General features: G+C 43.3%; 17 protein-coding genes. 3 read left to right on the top strand and 14 right to left on the bottom strand.

Annotation, left to right across the window (positions count from 1 at the left end; all coding sequences use genetic code 11):
• Positions 1-2: 2 nt before the first annotated feature.
• From J8L84_RS00620 to rpe, 5 genes are all read right to left on the bottom strand, one after another.
• Complete coding sequence (locus tag J8L84_RS00620) at positions 3-1,211, bottom strand: aspartate aminotransferase family protein (RefSeq protein ID WP_211068998.1); 1,209 nt, start codon at positions 1,209-1,211, stop codon at positions 3-5.
• Positions 1,212-1,536: 325 nt separating this feature from the next.
• Positions 1,537-2,703, bottom strand: a complete 1,167-nt coding sequence (locus J8L84_RS00615) for an HDOD domain-containing protein (RefSeq protein ID WP_211068997.1) — start codon at positions 2,701-2,703, stop codon at positions 1,537-1,539.
• A 229-nt stretch (positions 2,704-2,932) separates the two neighbouring features.
• Complete coding sequence (locus J8L84_RS00610; protein ID WP_211068996.1) at positions 2,933-3,508, bottom strand: gamma-glutamyl-gamma-aminobutyrate hydrolase family protein; 576 nt, start codon at positions 3,506-3,508, stop codon at positions 2,933-2,935.
• Positions 3,509-3,538: 30 nt separating this feature from the next.
• A complete protein-coding gene (gene trpS / locus J8L84_RS00605; RefSeq protein WP_013785674.1) occupies positions 3,539-4,546 on the bottom strand; it encodes a tryptophan--tRNA ligase in 1,008 nt (335 codons plus the stop codon).
• 30 nt (positions 4,547-4,576) lie between these two features.
• Positions 4,577-5,254, bottom strand: a complete 678-nt coding sequence (gene rpe, locus J8L84_RS00600; protein WP_211068995.1) for a ribulose-phosphate 3-epimerase — start codon at positions 5,252-5,254, stop codon at positions 4,577-4,579.
• Positions 5,255-5,641: 387 nt separating this feature from the next.
• Between rpe and J8L84_RS00595 the strand changes: the two genes are divergently transcribed.
• From J8L84_RS00595 to J8L84_RS00585, 3 genes are all read left to right on the top strand, one after another.
• The gene (locus J8L84_RS00595) at positions 5,642-6,364 is read left to right on the top strand and encodes a TorF family putative porin (RefSeq protein WP_211068994.1); all 723 of its coding nucleotides are present in this window, start codon (positions 5,642-5,644) and stop codon (positions 6,362-6,364) included.
• Between the two features lie 193 nt (positions 6,365-6,557).
• Entirely contained in the window at positions 6,558-6,836 is a 279-nt protein-coding gene (locus J8L84_RS00590; protein ID WP_057794379.1) for a hypothetical protein, read from the top strand.
• Positions 6,837-6,869: 33 nt separating this feature from the next.
• Entirely contained in the window at positions 6,870-7,070 is a 201-nt protein-coding gene (locus tag J8L84_RS00585; protein WP_013785669.1) for a DUF2970 domain-containing protein, read from the top strand.
• On the opposite strand, the gene J8L84_RS00580 is transcribed toward J8L84_RS00585, so the two are convergent.
• From J8L84_RS00580 to pilM, 9 genes are all read right to left on the bottom strand, one after another.
• Positions 7,071-7,949: a Dam family site-specific DNA-(adenine-N6)-methyltransferase gene (locus tag J8L84_RS00580; protein WP_211068993.1), complete on the bottom strand. Its 879-nt coding sequence runs from the start codon at positions 7,947-7,949 to the stop codon at positions 7,071-7,073.
• 211 nt (positions 7,950-8,160) lie between these two features.
• On the bottom strand, positions 8,161-9,657 hold the full coding sequence (locus J8L84_RS00575) for an SPOR domain-containing protein (RefSeq protein WP_247670484.1): 1,497 nt from the start codon (positions 9,655-9,657) through the stop codon (positions 8,161-8,163).
• Between the two features lie 73 nt (positions 9,658-9,730).
• The gene (aroB, locus tag J8L84_RS00570; protein WP_211068992.1) at positions 9,731-10,798 is read right to left on the bottom strand and encodes a 3-dehydroquinate synthase; all 1,068 of its coding nucleotides are present in this window, start codon (positions 10,796-10,798) and stop codon (positions 9,731-9,733) included.
• 27 nt (positions 10,799-10,825) lie between these two features.
• Positions 10,826-11,341, bottom strand: a complete 516-nt coding sequence (gene aroK / locus J8L84_RS00565; RefSeq protein ID WP_057794370.1) for a shikimate kinase AroK — start codon at positions 11,339-11,341, stop codon at positions 10,826-10,828.
• 272 nt (positions 11,342-11,613) lie between these two features.
• Positions 11,614-13,374, bottom strand: coding sequence for a type IV pilus secretin PilQ family protein (locus J8L84_RS00560; protein WP_211068991.1), 1,761 nt, complete (start codon positions 13,372-13,374; stop codon positions 11,614-11,616).
• Positions 13,374-13,904 (bottom strand): pilus assembly protein PilP, encoded by a 531-nt coding sequence (locus J8L84_RS00555; RefSeq protein WP_211068990.1) that lies wholly within the window; start codon positions 13,902-13,904, stop codon positions 13,374-13,376. The genes J8L84_RS00560 and J8L84_RS00555 overlap by 1 nt, the downstream gene beginning before the upstream one ends.
• Positions 13,904-14,515 carry a type 4a pilus biogenesis protein PilO gene (locus tag J8L84_RS00550; RefSeq protein WP_211068989.1) on the bottom strand — a complete coding sequence of 204 codons (612 nt, stop codon included), beginning with the start codon at positions 14,513-14,515 and terminating at the stop codon, positions 13,904-13,906. The genes J8L84_RS00555 and J8L84_RS00550 overlap by 1 nt, the downstream gene beginning before the upstream one ends.
• Positions 14,515-15,096: a PilN domain-containing protein gene (locus J8L84_RS00545; RefSeq protein ID WP_211068988.1), complete on the bottom strand. Its 582-nt coding sequence runs from the start codon at positions 15,094-15,096 to the stop codon at positions 14,515-14,517. The genes J8L84_RS00550 and J8L84_RS00545 overlap by 1 nt, the downstream gene beginning before the upstream one ends.
• The gene (gene pilM / locus J8L84_RS00540; RefSeq protein WP_211068987.1) at positions 15,084-16,151 is read right to left on the bottom strand and encodes a type IV pilus assembly protein PilM; all 1,068 of its coding nucleotides are present in this window, start codon (positions 16,149-16,151) and stop codon (positions 15,084-15,086) included. Before pilM ends, J8L84_RS00545 begins: the two co-directional genes overlap by 13 nt.
• Between the last annotated feature and the right edge of the window lie 110 nt (positions 16,152-16,261).

Below are 16,261 nucleotides of genomic sequence, written 5' to 3'. Positions count from 1 at the left end.
GTTTATTCGGCGTTCACAACAGCGGCAACGGCACGTTCAAATCGGGCTAAGCCTTCTTTGATATCTTCATCAGGAATTACCAGTGAAGGGGCGAAACGAATAACATTAGCACCGGCAATTAAGCACATAAGATGCTCTTTCGTTGCCGCCATCATAAAGTCGCGAGCGCGGCCTTGGTATTTTTCGTTTAACGCGCAACCAAGCAACATGCCTTGTCCACGTACTTCAGAAAATACATCATACTTGTCGTTAATGGCTGTAAGTAGCTCACGGTACAAGGCTTCTTTGTGTAACACGCCTTCAAGTACTTCAGGCTGGTTAACAATATCAAAGGCTTTTTCAGCCACGGCGCAAGCTAGCGGATTACCACCGTAAGTACTGCCGTGAGTCCCCGCTTTTAAATGCGCGGCAATCGCAGTCGTCGTTAACATGGCACCAATAGGGAAGCCACCGCCTAACGATTTTGCGGTAGTTAAAATGTCAGGTGTTACACCTAAGCCCATGTAAGCATATAGGTGACCAGTACGACCAACACCCGATTGCACTTCATCAAAAATGAGCAAGGCATTGTGCTTATCACACAACTCACGTACACCTTTGATAAATTCAACGTCAGGAGAGATAATTCCGCCTTCACCTTGAAGCGGCTCCATCATAACGGCACATGTCTTGTCAGAGATTAGTGCTTCAAATGCAGCTAAATCGTTATAATCGCAATGCTCAACAGCGCCAGGCTTAGGGCCAAAACCATCAGAATATGCAGCTTGTCCACCAACGGTTACGGTAAAGAAAGTACGACCGTGAAAACCTTTGTTGAAAGCGATGATTTGGTTTTTGTCTTCACCGTAGTTATCTAATGCGAAACGACGGGCCAATTTTAATGCGGCTTCATTGGCTTCTGCGCCTGAGTTAGCAAAGTATACTTTCTCTGCAAACGTAGCATTTACCAGTTTAGACGCTAAGCGAAGTGCTGGTTCATTGGTGAATACGTTGCTCAAGTGCCACAACTTGTTGCCTTGTTCGTTAAGCGCCTTAACGAGCTCAGGGTGACAATGACCTAGTACGTTCACGGCAATACCGCCAGCGAAGTCGATATACTCAGCACCATCTTGATCCCATACACGTGAACCTTCACCGCGTACGGGTACCATGCCCGCAGGATTGTAGTTAGGCACCATCACTTCATCAAACGTTGCGCGAGTTACTGTCATTTTTGTTACCTCTGTTTTAAGCGCCTGTGTCGGTACAATAGACCTCGAACAGGCGGAAAAATAAACGAAATTACCGATGAGTATGCCATTTTTTTAAGGGTTTGTCTTGTTTGTGAATGGCTGCAGCCCTTTATATACAAGGACTCTGGCTTAATTTGCAGGAAAAGTGAATAACTATTTACTACTAAGCCATATTGTTTAGGAATAGTGTAATTAAAAGGTGAATTAGGTGTGTAATCTCACAGCCAGAGCGCGCTGATCTAGCGTGGGTCAAATAAGGGTAAAAGAAGATATTTGGCGACTTTGCATGAATATCCACAAAAAATTAGCTGCTTTCTTCTTCCCGAGATAAGGGAAGGGTGAAAATATCAACAGATCTTAGTTGTTCCAATGCTCCTGATGGATATTCCTGCTCTTTAATCATTGGTTTTACCTCTGCTACTTCAACCATGCGTGATTGGTGTAGCATTCTTACTTTCGAATAAGTGCGAGCTTGGTGTAGAAGTTTGGGTATGGAGCCTACTTCACAGGGTTCTCTGGTGGCACATTGGCGCATCGCATCACCAATAAATAAGCGTTTCAACATCATGTTTTCAATGAGATCAGCGGATACCGCATCGGCATACTCATCTTGTAATGCAATCAGGTAATTTGCCGACGGCGCCAGCTTTAACAAGGCTTCATGGCGCATGCGCTCTTTGTCTTTTTGGCATTCGGTTAAAAGGTGAAGCTGCACCTTATCAAATAACTTGAAGTACAATCGGATGATGGCACAGCGACCTAATTGACTGAGCATACCGAAACTATAAGCCTGAACGGGGTTGAGCTTGTAGTGTGGTGCAAGATGCCTAGCCGTAACCGCCGTGCCGTGCGCAAACTGAGTGAGTTTAAGTTTGATGCAAGGGTATGGGTCGGTTACCTGAGGCATGGCGCGTTTTACTACAAGAGAAGGAATAAGCAGGCGTAAATTCTCAATGCCTAAAAAGCTAAGCGCCGTCCTGAAGGTTTCAACCACGATTACTCGGCCTTTAGAATCCCGTCTTCTAAAAGCGGGAGAATTCACGACTTGCATTAACTCGTCATAAAGCCAAGGTAAATTAGCTGCAATAGGTTCTAGTTTAGATACCGATGCCGCGCGTACCGAAAGCGCATCGAGTAATGCACCTGTGTCGTCACTTAAATTCAATATGTTGTTAAATACGTCTGAGGTAAACGATAACTGCTCAGTAAGCTCACCTAACAAAACTTCATGTAAGTAATGATTAACGGTTTCGGTATATGAAGCATCAGACTGCGCTTTTAGGCGCTTATTCTCAATAGCGACTTTTTCGACGTGAAGTAATTGTCTGCGGGCGTCACCTTGTTCAGATTGCTCAAAGCTGACTTCACCAGGACCACGTTTCCCCAGCATTTTCATCGCGAGTTCTGGAGAGATTAATAGGCTCTCAAAGCGCTCATCGATAGGCGGCGGGGTCGATGCTTGGGTCGTCATCTTAAGGTAGCTCCTGCTAAGTAACTGTTCGTGCGTCTGTTCATAGATGCCGTGCATTGGGTCGCCCTACTTCCTAAATATATACTTACAAAGGCGCTTTGATGATTAACCTATAAAAAGTAAACAAAAACAACGCCCAATGCGAATAATTACAGAACTTTTTATCGGCAGGAAGCCGTATAGCTTAAGTTTATTCTGAAGCGTTGGCAGAATAAATAAGGGTTACACCCTAGGCGTTTAGAAAAGCACTTAAAATGTCATGGCCGTATTCGGTGAGCAGAGATTCAGGGTGAAATTGTACACCCCATATAGGGAGAGCGTTATGAGAGATCCCCATAATCTCTTTTTCCCCGTCATCAGTTACGCACCACGCATCGATATTTAAGGTTTCAGGAAATTGGCTTTCATCAAGCACTAACGAGTGATAGCGGGTTACCGCGTAACCTTGCTCAAACCCGTTAAATAAGCCTCGATTTTTATGAAAGAGCGCGGAAGTTTTGCCGTGCTTAATTTCTTTTGCTCCAATCACTGAAGCGCCAAATACCTGCCCTATGGCTTGATGGCCTAAGCACACGCCAAGTAAGGGGATCTTCCCAGCAAAATGCTTAATAGCCTCTACGCTAATTCCCGACTCATTGGGTGTACAGGGGCCTGGTGAAATCACTAAATGACTTGGTGATAAGGCTTCTATATCGGCAATAGTAAGGGCATTGTTTCTCATCACCTTAACGCATGCACCTAATTCGGTAAGATAACGGGCAAGGTTGTGAGTAAATGAATCGAAATTATCAATTAACAGCAACACGACAACCTGACCTGTTCAATACAACGCTAATTAAGGCTTTGGAATAAAACCAACGGCTTCATAAACCTTTTTAAGGGTTTCTTCTGCGCGGGCCGATGCTTTTTCAGCGCCATTTCGCATCACATCGTTTAAGTAGTCACGATTGGTGCGAATGTCGGCATAGCGTTGCTGAATTGGCTCTAATAGGCCCACTACCGCTTCCGCTACATCACCCTTCAAGTGACCATACATTTTATCTTCGTATGCCGGTACTAATTCATCTATCGACTTTCCTGTCGATAATGACAATAGGGTAAGCAGGTTTGATACCCCAGGCTTTTCTTGTGGGTTGAAGTAAATGTTGGCTTGTTCGTCTGAATCGGTTACCGCACGTTTAATTTTCTTGGTAATCTTTTTAGGATCTTCAAGCAAGCCAATGAAGTTGTTTGGATTAACGTCAGACTTCGACATTTTCTTTTCTGGCTCTTGTAGGCTCATGATACGAGCACCAAACTCAGGAATATGAGGTTCTGGTACACGTAGAATGTCACCATATAAATTGTTCATACGGTTAGCGATATCACGGGTAAGCTCTAGATGCTGTTTTTGATCATCACCTACAGGCACTTTATCAGCTTGGTACATTAGAATGTCTGCTGCCATCAATACCGGATAGCCATAAAGGCCAACATTAATATTATTTTCGTTTTTCGCTGACTTATCTTTAAATTGCGTCATGCGATTTAGCTCACCCATTTGGGTGTAGCAATTAAGTACCCATGAAAGCTGAGCATGTTGAGGTACATGCGATTGCACGAATAAGGTGCTTTTTTCTGGATCGATACCGCAAGCTAGGTATAACGCCAGTCCATCTAGGCAGGCCTCAAACAATTGCTTAGGATCTTGCCTAACCGTTATGGCATGCAAATCCACTAACATGTATAGGCAATCATGATCGTCTTGCATGGAAACCCACTGCTTAAGCGCACCCATGTAATTACCAAGGGTAAGTTGTCCAGAAGGCTGACAGCCACTTAATACAATAGGCTTGTTACTCATAATGTGTACCTGTACGTTAACGTTGTTTAGTTACGCCTTAGAAAGACGAGATAATTCAGTGCGCATGTTATCAATAACTGCGCGATAATCGGGTTCAGAAAAAATAGCAGAACCGGCTACGAACATATCCGCGCCAGCTTCAGCAATGTCGCGAATGTTATCGACTTTTACGCCACCGTCAATTTCTATTCTTATATCGTGACCACTTTCTAACACGCGTTGCTTAACGGCGCGCACTTTATCTAATGTGCTAGGGATAAACTTTTGTCCACCAAAGCCCGGATTGACCGACATAATAAGGATATGGTGTAACTTGTCCATGACATGATCCAGATAATGCAAAGGCGTGGCAGGGTTAAACACCAACCCAGGTTTACAGCCAGCATCAATTATAAGCTGTAATGAGCGATCGATATGCTCGGATGCTTCAGGGTGAAAACTAATATAACTGGCACCGGCATCGGCAAATTTTTCGATTAAGTCATCAACCGGCTTCACCATCAAATGCACATCAATAGGTGCAGTAATGCCATACTTTCGTAAAGCCTCGCATATCATAGGACCAAATGTGAGGTTGGGCACATAGTGATTATCCATTACATCAAAATGGACTACATCTGCACCAGAGTTGAGTACATTCTCTACTTCTTCTCCTAGTCGAGCGAAATCGGCTGAAAGAATAGAGGGGGCAATCAAAAATGGTTTCATTAGTTTTCCCTGTTCATGGTGAGGAGCGTACTTCTAAAGGGGAAGTTTACCGAAAGTTAGCAGTTGAAAACAGCGCTGATTACATTATCACTAGTGTTAAAGGTAAGTAAAAATAAGGGGTTAAAAAGATTAAAATAATTGCACCATGTTGGGTGTTATGCCTATTATTGGTGCAATTTAGCGCCCTTAAACTTTGCGGTAAAATTATATCTAATTTTTTTATTTTTGGTTTTGTTACTAAAATCAAATTGTTATGTGTATTTTGGCCATTGTGGTATTTGTGCATTAAGTGGGCATCACTCTTGCGTAAACCAACCCAAATATAAGAAAAATCAAGACAGAAAAATTAATTACAACAAGTTTTGGAACTTCACGGAGAACACACACATGAAATTATCTACTAAAAGCACACTGCTTGCCGTTGCTGTATCGTCTGCATGCATGTTTACTGCCTTGCCTACCTATGCTGAAGTCACAGCCAATGCGGGTGTAACAAGCAACTATATTTGGCGTGGTTTGACGCAAACAACCAATGATGCAGCCGTACAGGGCGGAATTGATTACGCACATGAAAGTGGCTTTTATGCAGGTACTTGGGCATCTAACGTAAACTACGGTGCTGACGATGTTTATTCGTATGAGCATGATATGTATTTTGGGTTCTCAGGTGAATCTAACGATATCTCCTACGACTTTGGTTACCTTTATTACAACTATGACGATGAAGCAAACTTCGATTTTGCAGAAGTATATGGCTCTGTCGGTATGGGTGGATTAAGCCTGACCCTTTCTGTTCTTGCTCATACCGAAGCGGATGAAGCGGATAACCGTGATTACGGTTTTGGTGAAGCGACTTATGTTTCGCTTGATTACGGTTTAGAAGTACTAAATGGTTCGGAATTAGGTTTCCATGTTGGTTACCATCAAGGTGATTTTGCTGAAGACTTCAACGGTGTAGTTGGCGGTTACGCGGATTGGGGCGTGTCTATTGCGAAAGATGGATTTAGCTTCGCCGTGACGGGTACTGACTTAGATGATGACGGTGCCGACGCTTACGATAATGATTCAGTGAAGTTTACTGTTGGCTACAGCATGGACTTCGAACTGTAAGTTTAAAATGACCTCGAAAACAATGAATTGATTGTTGTTGATGTCTGAAATTAAAAGCCTGATGCGTACGCGTCAGGCTTTTTTTACTATTGAAAACAGTAATTATATTCATCATTAGTGAATATTATCTTGTGACTAATAAGGTTTTATTTATAATGAAGTTCAATGCAAAATAGCGCAAGGAGTGTTCAGGATGAAAGTACTTCCATTTTATGCAGTATGCGGCATGGTTGCGCTAGTTAGCGTAGCAGTCTATCCACGTTCGGGCTCGGAAGCCTCAGTGTGCGAGTTTCAACCCTCTTCTAGTTTTAACCCTAAGTTACCTGCTAGTCATGTACAGAATCAGTGCGCCAGAGACAGAGACGGTGTTGCCGAAGTCAGTTGGCTGTCATGGATTGCTGGAAAGTCTCCTTCATTTCAGTTTCATTTTCTCGATTTGCTTGAGTTACTTCATAATGATGACAGCAAGTAGCATCGTAGTTTCCCAACAAAAGACTTATCAGTAATGAGTCAACAACCGGGTACCGGCTTCTGGTCAGTGCTTATGAGTGTTGTTGCTGGTGTGTTCGGTGTGCAAAGCCATAAAAACTATGAGCGTGATTTTACCAAAGGAACCTTCGTTAGCTTTCTGATCATTGGCATAATTTTAGTTGCCATGATGGTGGTATCTTTAATGATGTTTGTGAAGTGGCTAACCGGTTATTAGTTATTTTTTCGCTTCAACACTTTTGCGTTGGATTCGTTTTGGCTTTTTTACTACTGCGCTAGGTGGGAAGTACGCCAAAATTTCATCTACGGGCTTTCTAGTCGCACCATTTTGACTAATGGAGCGCTTTACCGACAACATGCTAAAGTCTGCGCCTTTATATAAAGAACGAGTGAGAGGTAGATCGTGATTCGATACCAATACCGGTATGCCACGCTTCTTCGCTGCACGCATGGCTAATTCTGCTAGCTTTTCTTGCGATTCTTGCCCAAAACTACGTGCAGCATAGCTGGTAAACGCAGCGGTTTTACTGATAGGCGCGTAGGGTGGGTCACAATAAATGACATTTCCACGGCGAGCGCGAGTAAAGACTTTTTCAAAGGGTAAACAAGTGAACGTGGCTTTTTGCGCCTTCTCGGCAAACACAAACATTTCATGCTCAGGGAAGTAGGGCTTTTTATAGCGCCCAAAAGGTACGTTGAACCTGCCCGCTAAACTATAGCGACATAATCCATTGTACCCATGCCTATTAAGGTATAGGAATAAAATAGCGCGGTAGTACTCGTCTTCGGTTGCATTAAATTCTTCTCGCAATGCATAGTACATTTTCTCATCGTTACGCTCGCCGCTAAAAAAACTGCGTGCGTCGTGGATGATGGCATCGGGCTGAACTTTTAAGAAGTTGTACAGGTTTATAAGGTCAGGATTGATGTCGTTTAGCAAATACCGCTTATACTGAGTATTCAGAAACACTGACCCCGCGCCTACAAACGGTTCAATAAGTTTGTTTGCTTGAGGTAACCTTGCCTGAATATGCTCTACTAGGCTGTACTTGCCACCGGCCCACTTTAAAAAGGCCCGGTTTTTTTTCTGCATCATGCGTAAACGTTACTACCTGCACGGAATATAGACGGTTGTCATTCCGGTACTCGCCGAGTTTGGCGTAATTCTGGGGAGTGGCGCTGCAATTATCTCGCAATACCACGCTAAAGATAGATTGTATCTTTCCTCATACGATGGAACAACCATGAAACGTAAAGCTGACGGCTTTTCTTTTGTTTGAAGTCAGTACAATGGGCACAACGTACTATTATTCGCCAGCTTCCAGCGCCATTTCGTCTAAAATTTGCTGCCCACGTTTAATGAACGCTTCGTTTTTAGTCGGATAATCCGGTAAAGCGGATAGCGCAGCACGCGCGTCAGTGAGTGATTTAAATGGTTGATGAAAAACCACCACATGCCAATCACCGCCATACCGTGTAGTCACATACTGCCGGGTAACTGCTTGCAAGTTATGCTGTGCAATAAATTGGCTAACAACGTTTTTATCTTTAATGCCCACCATCTGAATCACAAAATCGTTGGGCAAAACCATGTCAGGCTTTAAGATTTCTGCGGTAGTGCTAGTAGCACTTTCACTGGTTACCCCATCATCACTTTGTGATTGCACTTGCACGCTGGCTTGTTGAGTCTTGGCGGTTTGCTGGGCTTCATTTGCAGCTGGCTTTGCCGCACTGCTATCAGGCGTGTTTAAAGAAGGGGCGCTATCAGCCCCTTCAATCGAGACTACTTGTTGTTGAGGCTCTTGATTGCTGCTCTGCATTGGTGTGCTCGCAACCAGCGTAGTAGGTTCAAAAGCGCTGTCTGTTACTTCGCCAACTATTTCGCTAGATGCATCGCCATCAAGCGAGGAAACTGCACCTTTCCAGTCTGTCACCAGTTCTACGTTGCTTTCATGGTCTGAAGTTGTCGCAATAGGCTGCTCAACTTGATTATCTGCGACTTTGCTAAAAGCAGAGCCTGGTACCACATTCTCTGACTCAGAAGGCTTAGGTTGTTGTGCAATTGGTGAAAATAATGACGATATTGAATCGCCATACTGCCAGGTAACCAATCCGCCGAAGATCAATATAAATACCAAAGCAATAGCTATATAGAACCCCGTAGAGGTAAGTGGATTAGACGGGGTGGCTTCGACAGGAAGATTTCGTTTATCAAGGTGAGCTTGAAACGCTTCTCGGCGCTGGGAAATCATCCTATCTAGTTCAGAACCTTGAGGTTTTGAAGCTTGAAGGTTTGAAGAAATGGATTGGCTACTAATAAGTAATGGGGTATCGGTATTTTTGGCTGGGAGCCACTTTTTGGCATTTTCAGCCCACTTGGTTGTGGCAAATAGTAATACGTTCAAATGTTGCTTGTTACCCGCAAAGCGGCTTTGTAATACCAAATCCCATAGTTCTTGAAGCAGTTTGTCGGGCATGTGCTCGGCTTGCGTTATAGCAATGAGTACTGGCCCTTCATGGCTATTAAGTGCAGACAATAATTCATTAAGAGGGCGTACGAAACTACCGACTACTTGACCTAACAACTGGCGGCATAACTGACCACGGTAGTCAGAAATTTCCATATTAGATTCAGCGGTTAAATACGCTATCTCAGTATCGTCATGTTGCTGGTAAACGAAAGCTTCAAGAGTTTGCTGTTGCTCTGCAATAGAGTCGCCACTGACAAAAACCAGTTGAGAGGAATAATTAACTAAATACTCAAGACGTTCATGCAATTCACTGTGCATGCGCAATAACCCCATAAAGCCCAATACCTGTGTAAAGGGCTAGCAAAGAAAACGAATGTTGGTGTTAGTTAGGTTTGCCAGTATATGGCTAGCGTAGAATATCGTTAAGAATATCGTCAGTGACGTCTTTAGTGACAACTGCATTGCCCATATTCTTAGGAAGCACAAAACGAATATTACCGGCTTCTACTTTTTTGTCGCGCTTCATATGCTTTACATAATCTGCTTTGCTCATTGTACTAGGCCCTTCCACTGGAAGTGAAAATGCCTCAAAGAGTGAACGTACGCGACGAGTTTCTGGCGCTGTAAACCAACCTAACTGCTCTGCAGCTACACAAGCAATTATAGTACCAGCTGACACGGCTTCGCCATGTAACCAGTTACCATAACCCTGTTCAGCTTCAATGGCGTGGCCAAAGGTGTGACCTAAGTTTAAAATAGCTCTCAAGCCGCCTTCACGTTCATCTTTAGCAACCACTTCCGCTTTAATTTCACAGCAGCGTTTAATGGCAACATTGAGGGTTGATTCATCAAGCTGTTTTAGTGCTTGCTCATTCGCTTCAAGCCAAGAGAAAAAGGCTTCATCATATATGATGCCGTATTTTATAACTTCCGCCATACCAGCAGAGAATTCACGGGGAGGTAGCGTAGACAGTGATTGCGTATCAATAGCGACCAAGATTGGCTGATAAAAAGCACCAATCATATTTTTGCCCAATGGGTGATTAACCGCAGTTTTACCACCTACAGAAGAGTCTACTTGTGAAAGTAGGGTAGTGGGCACTTGAATAAAGGGTACGCCGCGTTGATATGTTGCAGCCACAAAACCACATAAATCGCCAATAACACCACCCCCTAAAGCAATAAGGGTGGTATCTCGAGCTGCGTTGAGTTCAAGCAAGCGGGTCATGACTACCTCGAATTGCTCGAGGTTTTTATATTGTTCACCGTCAGGCAATACAATGGTTTCGATTTGCTTGCTACCACATGCCGCTTTCACTGTCTCAAGGTATAATGGCGCAACAGTTTCATTGGTGACAATAACCGCCAATGGACCTTTTATATAAGGCACAAAAAGGCCAGGCTGCTTGAGCAACCCGGCCTCAATATGTATAGGATAGCTACGTTCACCAAGTTCCACAGTTAAGGTTGACATGGGCGTAGCACCTCCTAATTATTTTATTTATAAACCGATTTTACTAATGATCTGATTTGCCACTGCGCGAGCAGATTGGTCATCAGTATCAACTACATAATCTGCAACTTCTTCGTAAAGAGGATTACGCAAATCTGCTAGATCGCGAAGTACTTGCTCCGGATCGTCGTTTTGAAGCAAAGGGCGACGCTTATCGCGCTGTGTTCGAGCAACTTGCTTATCAATCGTAGTTTGCAAGTAAACAACAATGCCTCGTGCAGACAAACGATTACGAACTGCTTTGGTTACAATTGAACCGCCGCCAGTGGCAAGCACGATACCCTGCTTGTCTGTTAAATCATTGATGATGTTTTCTTCACGCGCACGGAATCCATCTTCGCCTTCAAGGTCGAAGATCCAGGCGATATCAGCACCAGAACGGCGCTCTATTTCCTGATCGGAGTCATAAAAATCCAGGTGAAGTTCGTCTGCCAGGTGTCTACCGATGGTGCTTTTGCCAGCACCCATTGGGCCAACCAAAAAGATATTACGTTTTTCAGCCATATTTGCTTATATCACAACTTTATCATGTTAGGGGCATGCACTGTTGCCTTACCAGCCTACCCATTGACTCGTGCTTATTTAATGTCCAATAAGCACTACTCCTTTAACCTCGCTAAAATTTCGAGACCGCGATTATCTCAGTTTCTAACAAGCCCTTGCAAGTATTGTTGAAAACAATTAGCACTATAATGTAAATACAGGGGTATTGCAGTACCTGAAAACGCAAAAAGCGGACTGCTATCAGCCCGCATTTTACCTTGAATAATAGGTTGTTACGGTTTTTCTGTTATTATTTTCGGTGTTACAAATATAAGTAGCTCACGCTTCTCTTGAAACTCCGATGTATTGCGAAACAGCACACCTAAAAACGGCAGGTCACCAAATAATGGCACTTTTGACACGTTATCGGTACTCGTTTGCTGGAAAATTCCGCCTAATACGATGGTTTCGCCGTTCTCTACCAAGACCTGAGTTTTGATTTCTTGCGTATCAATAGCAACGGCATCACCGGTAGAAGTAGACACTGTTTCACCACGGGTATCTTGTGTAACCACCAAATCCAAAATAATGCGATTATCTGGCGTAATTTGCGGTGTTACGCGAAGCGACAATACCGCTTTTTTGAATTCAACCGACGTTGCGCCACTTGAGGTGGCTTGAACATAAGGTATTTCGGTTCCTTGTTCAATGTAGGCTTCTTGTTGGTTCGCCACGGTAATACGTGGGCTAGCGATAATCTCACCTTTGTTTTCAGACTCAAGCGCAGATAGCTCTAAATCTAATATGGTGCCATCAACCAAGCTTGCGATTTGAAAGCCAATAGTGCCCGTTGCACCCGAAACCGGAAGGTTTACGTTTAGTCTGTCGTCAATACTCGGAATAGAGCCGCCTGCAATAGTTTCAGCTCCTTCAATACTCCCTGAAACACCACTGTCACTTTCTCTATCGCTTAAGCCCCAGCGAACACCTAGCTCTTCATCCACATTATCAAGTACGGTCACCATTCTGCTTTCAATTAATACTTGTTTAACTGGAATATCCAGCGCATCAATCATTTTTCTTGCTTCATCAATAGAAGGTAACGTATCTCGAATAAGCATAGTGTTGGTACGTTCATCCACGGTAACTGTCCCGCGTTCAGACAAAATGCCGCCTTCTGAAGATTTCAAAATCGTCGCCAGGTTAGCTGCCTTAGCGTAATTTACCGAGATGTTGACTGTACTAAGCGGGGCTAAATCAGACACCTGCTTCTTTGACTGTAATGCTTGGGTTTCTCTGGCGGTAAGCTCTTCAGTTGGCGCAATCAACAGAATGTTACCCTCTAAGCGTTTATCTAATCCTTTAACACGCAAAATCATATCAAGGGCTTGATCCCAAGGTACACCTGATAGGCTAATAGTGACATTTCCAGTCACTGTGTCTGTGGTCACTAAGTTAAAGCCGTTAACTTGCGCGATAATTTGCAACACTTGACGTACAGGTACATCTTGAAAATCTAGCGAGATAGGGTCGCCTGTATAGGTTTTTTTGTTTTCTAACTCTTCTTGTTGCGACAAGCTCATCGGCTCAATTTTGATGCGAATGACGTTATCGTCTATCGCGTGGCGAGCTGTCACGGTATCGCTATAAAGAATTTCTATGCGCGTACCTTTTTTATCTTGAAAGGTTTCAATGGTTGATACAGGCGTGGAGAACTCTGTCACATTTAATTCAACGAGCTGACTGTCATCTAACACGCTATCAGCGAATGTAATGGTAACCTTTCCTTGAGACTCAACGAGTTGCGGTGTAGGTGAAGCACCTTCAAAGGTGACTAATGTAACACCAATATTATTCGCTTCTCGGGTAAAATCGATACCGGTAATTCGGGTTGAGGGAGTGTCGTTACTTGGGTCGAACAATACGGGTTCTAACGCTTTGGCGGGCGCAACATAAACCATCAATACCGTACATATAGCAGCAAAGCCAAGCAACCAAGGCCAGCGAGAACTTCTACGATTTAAAGATTTGTTAAATAGGTAACGCTCAGCCATTATTTTTTCTCTCCTGACGTTGAGGTTTTGCTCAACGTTATCTCTTTTTTCTGCCAGCAACCTGCGCCATCAGGTATAAGCTGTTCTATTGTTAGTGAGTTTGGATTAATTCCAGTGATTTTACCGTAAAATAAACCGATGCGGCTGCCAATTTTGGCTTTATGTAGAATACCGTCATTACTGGTTACTAGCGCCCATTCAACGCCTTGGCTTTTAAAGTTTCCGGTCAACCCTAATGAGTCTAAGCCATACCTTTCCAGTTTCTGCTTTGTGCGTTCAAAGTCAGGTTGAAAACAGTTTTGTTGTCGAGTTTGTGTCAGTGGTGGCGTGTTTTCTTTAGGCGAATCAAAAGGGCTAGGCAATTCGCTCGCCGAATACTCAAAGGTTTTAGGTGTAGCAAACTCAGGGTAGGGTTCGATATTGTGAACCGCATTTTCGCTCACACTTTGCGTATACGCCTGCAAATCATCAAGTTTTGGCGAGCAAGCGGTTATTAGGACAACAGTAGCAAGAACTAAAAAATAGCGCATCACTGAGATCCCCCGCTTATACCGGTACTGTTTTCTGAGCGGTAGGTTTTCGCTTGTAATTGCAAGGTAAGCCCATTACTTTCCCGTAAAATATCAAAGTCATGCAAGGTGACGATACGAGGAAGCCCAGCCACCTTAGAAACGAACTCTCCAAAATGGTGATAGCCGCCACTGACTTCAATTTCAATAGGCAGTTCGGTGTAGAACTCTTTAGGTACCTCTTGTTGCCAGTTCAATAACTTGAAGGTAAGTCCTGATGAGGTGCCTACATAAGTTATATCGTCTAGCAAGCCAGGGGTTTCATTGCTGGTAGGTAAGCTTTTCAGCATGGAAGAAAAGTCATTTTCTAGCTGTGCGAGCTGCTCTCGATACGCTTCTTTATTTACCGCAATGCGGTACTTGGCTTCGTATTGCAGCTTCAGCTCTTGTTCTTTTAATTCCGCAGCATCTAGAATAGGGAGCTTAGGGTTTATAAGTAGATAATAGCTAAGTGCACCAATTACGATTGCCACAAAGGCAGCCACGACTATACGTATTTCATTGGGCCAAATAGCAATTTGTTCAAAATCTAATTCATTGAGTTCTTTAAGCTTTTCGACATCAAATTTCATTAGTTTGTCTCCCCTTCAGCATCTTGTTCCAACGGTGATACCGAATCGCTAACCATGAAGGTAAGCGTGAAGGTGCTAATTGCGCGAGAGGCATTGGTGTCTGCTTTTATAGAAGACAATTCAGCTCCAACAAAAACATCTGAATTATCTAATGAGCGCATGAAATCAGAAAGTCGGTTATTTGAATCGCTGATACCTTCAATTTGTAATTGATTACCTATGCGCTTCATAGATTGGAAGGTCACGCCCACGGGTACGATTTTAGCAAGCTCATCAAATATTATGGCCGCGACATTTCGACTAGCCTGTAATTGCTCAATAAGGGCCATGCGCTGTTCAATCGCATTTTTGCTTTCTTTAATATTTTTTATATCTGCAATTTGCGCATCTAATAAGCCAATCTCTCGCTCAAGAAACTGGTTTCTTGAATTCTGATGATTAATTTGTTGGTCGATAGCTTGACCGATAAACCAAAAAATTAACCCCACAATAGCGGCAACGGCAATCAGGCCCATTAGATACTGCTGCTTTTGATGTTGGCGTTGTTGTTCGCGCCAAGGAAGTAAGTTTACATGTGCCATGATGTGAAACTCCGGCTAGCAAGGCCTGCAGCAATAGTGAGCTGTGGTGCGATACGGCGTAACCGCTGTGAATCTAACTTAGGGTTCATGGTCATGCCCAAAAAGGGGTCGAATACATCAACTTGTAGGCCTAAGTCTTGACGTAATATGTCTACTAAAGGTTGGATAGTGGCTGCGCCGCCACAAAGTAAAATTTTTGCGGGGCGGTCAACATGAAATGTCGTCATATACATTTGCAATGCACGATTGATGTTCTGTTGTAAATTAGCGGCAAAGATAGGTAATACTTCATCTACCCAACTGTTAGATGATGAATCATCCATTAATAGACGTTCGGCTTCTTCACGCTCAATCATTTGAATAGCGCTAATATCGTTGACTAAGTTATTTAGCCCAAATGCGTGTTCTTTTGTGTAGATCACATTGGCATTACGTACCACGCTAACTTGAAGCAATGAGGCACCTACATTAATGGCACAAACGGCTTCATCTTCTACTTTTCCATTGTAGAAAAAGTCGATGGCATTCCCAATCGCGTAATTTTCCACATCAACAATTTTAGGTTCGAAATCGGCTTCGCGAGACAGCAGTAATCGGCTATCTACTAAATCTTTATGAGCAGCAGTTAATAGAACATTGACCTTGCCAGAATGGGTTTCACTGGGGCCAAGCTCTTCGAAATCTAAATAAACCTCTTCAAGGGGAAAAGGAATGAGGCTATCGGCTTCAATTTCTATCTGGCTTTCCAGTTCATAATCGTTTTGGTCGGGTTCCATATAAACGATTTTACTGATTACCGATGTACCCGCTACCGCGACATTAGCTTGCTTTATTTTAGTTTTTAAGCTGTTACGCACTTTTTTAAGTGCTAAACTTACCGCCTCGTAATCTTTAATATCGCGCTCTGAAAAAGCAACTTTATTGATAGATTCACATGCATAACCTTGAAGCATGTAGCCATTGACTGAATGTTCTAGCCATACCGCTTTTATTTGACGTGTGCCTATGTCTAAACCCACAATGGGAGGCATCTTTTTCTTGAACAGCGATTTCATTTACAAGTGTCCGGTTTCAATGGTAATTGCTCTAAAGTACAATATTACTCAGTTTTTATTGTGCGTATGGTTCTATTGATAACACATACGTATGAAAATATACGTCATTT

This window comes from Alteromonas sp. MMG017 (assembly GCF_018100795.1).
Lineage (GTDB): Bacteria > Pseudomonadota > Gammaproteobacteria > Enterobacterales > Alteromonadaceae > Alteromonas.
The sequence above is the reverse complement of the archived record's forward strand: the minus strand, read 5'-3'. Positions and strand labels throughout refer to the sequence as shown.

What these genes read in the sequence shown, in the direction of transcription:
- J8L84_RS00620 (WP_211068998.1), bottom strand. Translation starts at nt 1,211, where the DNA reads ATGACAGTAACTCGCGCAACGTTTGATGAAGTGATGGTGCCTAACTAC.
- J8L84_RS00615 (WP_211068997.1), bottom strand. Translation starts at nt 2,703, where the DNA reads ATGACGACCCAAGCATCGACCCCGCCGCCTATCGATGAGCGCTTTGAG.
- trpS (WP_013785674.1), bottom strand. Translation starts at nt 4,546, where the DNA reads ATGAGTAACAAGCCTATTGTATTAAGTGGCTGTCAGCCTTCTGGACAA.
- rpe (WP_211068995.1), bottom strand. Translation starts at nt 5,254, where the DNA reads ATGAAACCATTTTTGATTGCCCCCTCTATTCTTTCAGCCGATTTCGCT.
- J8L84_RS00595 (WP_211068994.1), top strand. Translation starts at nt 5,642, where the DNA reads ATGAAATTATCTACTAAAAGCACACTGCTTGCCGTTGCTGTATCGTCT.
- J8L84_RS00590 (WP_057794379.1), top strand. Translation starts at nt 6,558, where the DNA reads ATGAAAGTACTTCCATTTTATGCAGTATGCGGCATGGTTGCGCTAGTT.
- J8L84_RS00585 (WP_013785669.1), top strand. Translation starts at nt 6,870, where the DNA reads ATGAGTCAACAACCGGGTACCGGCTTCTGGTCAGTGCTTATGAGTGTT.
- J8L84_RS00580 (WP_211068993.1), bottom strand. Translation starts at nt 7,949, where the DNA reads ATGATGCAGAAAAAAAACCGGGCCTTTTTAAAGTGGGCCGGTGGCAAG.
- J8L84_RS00575 (WP_247670484.1), bottom strand. Translation starts at nt 9,657, where the DNA reads ATGGGGTTATTGCGCATGCACAGTGAATTGCATGAACGTCTTGAGTAT.
- aroB (WP_211068992.1), bottom strand. Translation starts at nt 10,798, where the DNA reads ATGTCAACCTTAACTGTGGAACTTGGTGAACGTAGCTATCCTATACAT.
- aroK (WP_057794370.1), bottom strand. Translation starts at nt 11,341, where the DNA reads ATGGCTGAAAAACGTAATATCTTTTTGGTTGGCCCAATGGGTGCTGGC.
- J8L84_RS00560 (WP_211068991.1), bottom strand. Translation starts at nt 13,374, where the DNA reads ATGGCTGAGCGTTACCTATTTAACAAATCTTTAAATCGTAGAAGTTCT.
- J8L84_RS00555 (WP_211068990.1), bottom strand. Translation starts at nt 13,904, where the DNA reads ATGCGCTATTTTTTAGTTCTTGCTACTGTTGTCCTAATAACCGCTTGC.
- J8L84_RS00550 (WP_211068989.1), bottom strand. Translation starts at nt 14,515, where the DNA reads ATGAAATTTGATGTCGAAAAGCTTAAAGAACTCAATGAATTAGATTTT.
- J8L84_RS00545 (WP_211068988.1), bottom strand. Translation starts at nt 15,096, where the DNA reads ATGGCACATGTAAACTTACTTCCTTGGCGCGAACAACAACGCCAACAT.
- pilM (WP_211068987.1), bottom strand. Translation starts at nt 16,151, where the DNA reads ATGAAATCGCTGTTCAAGAAAAAGATGCCTCCCATTGTGGGTTTAGAC.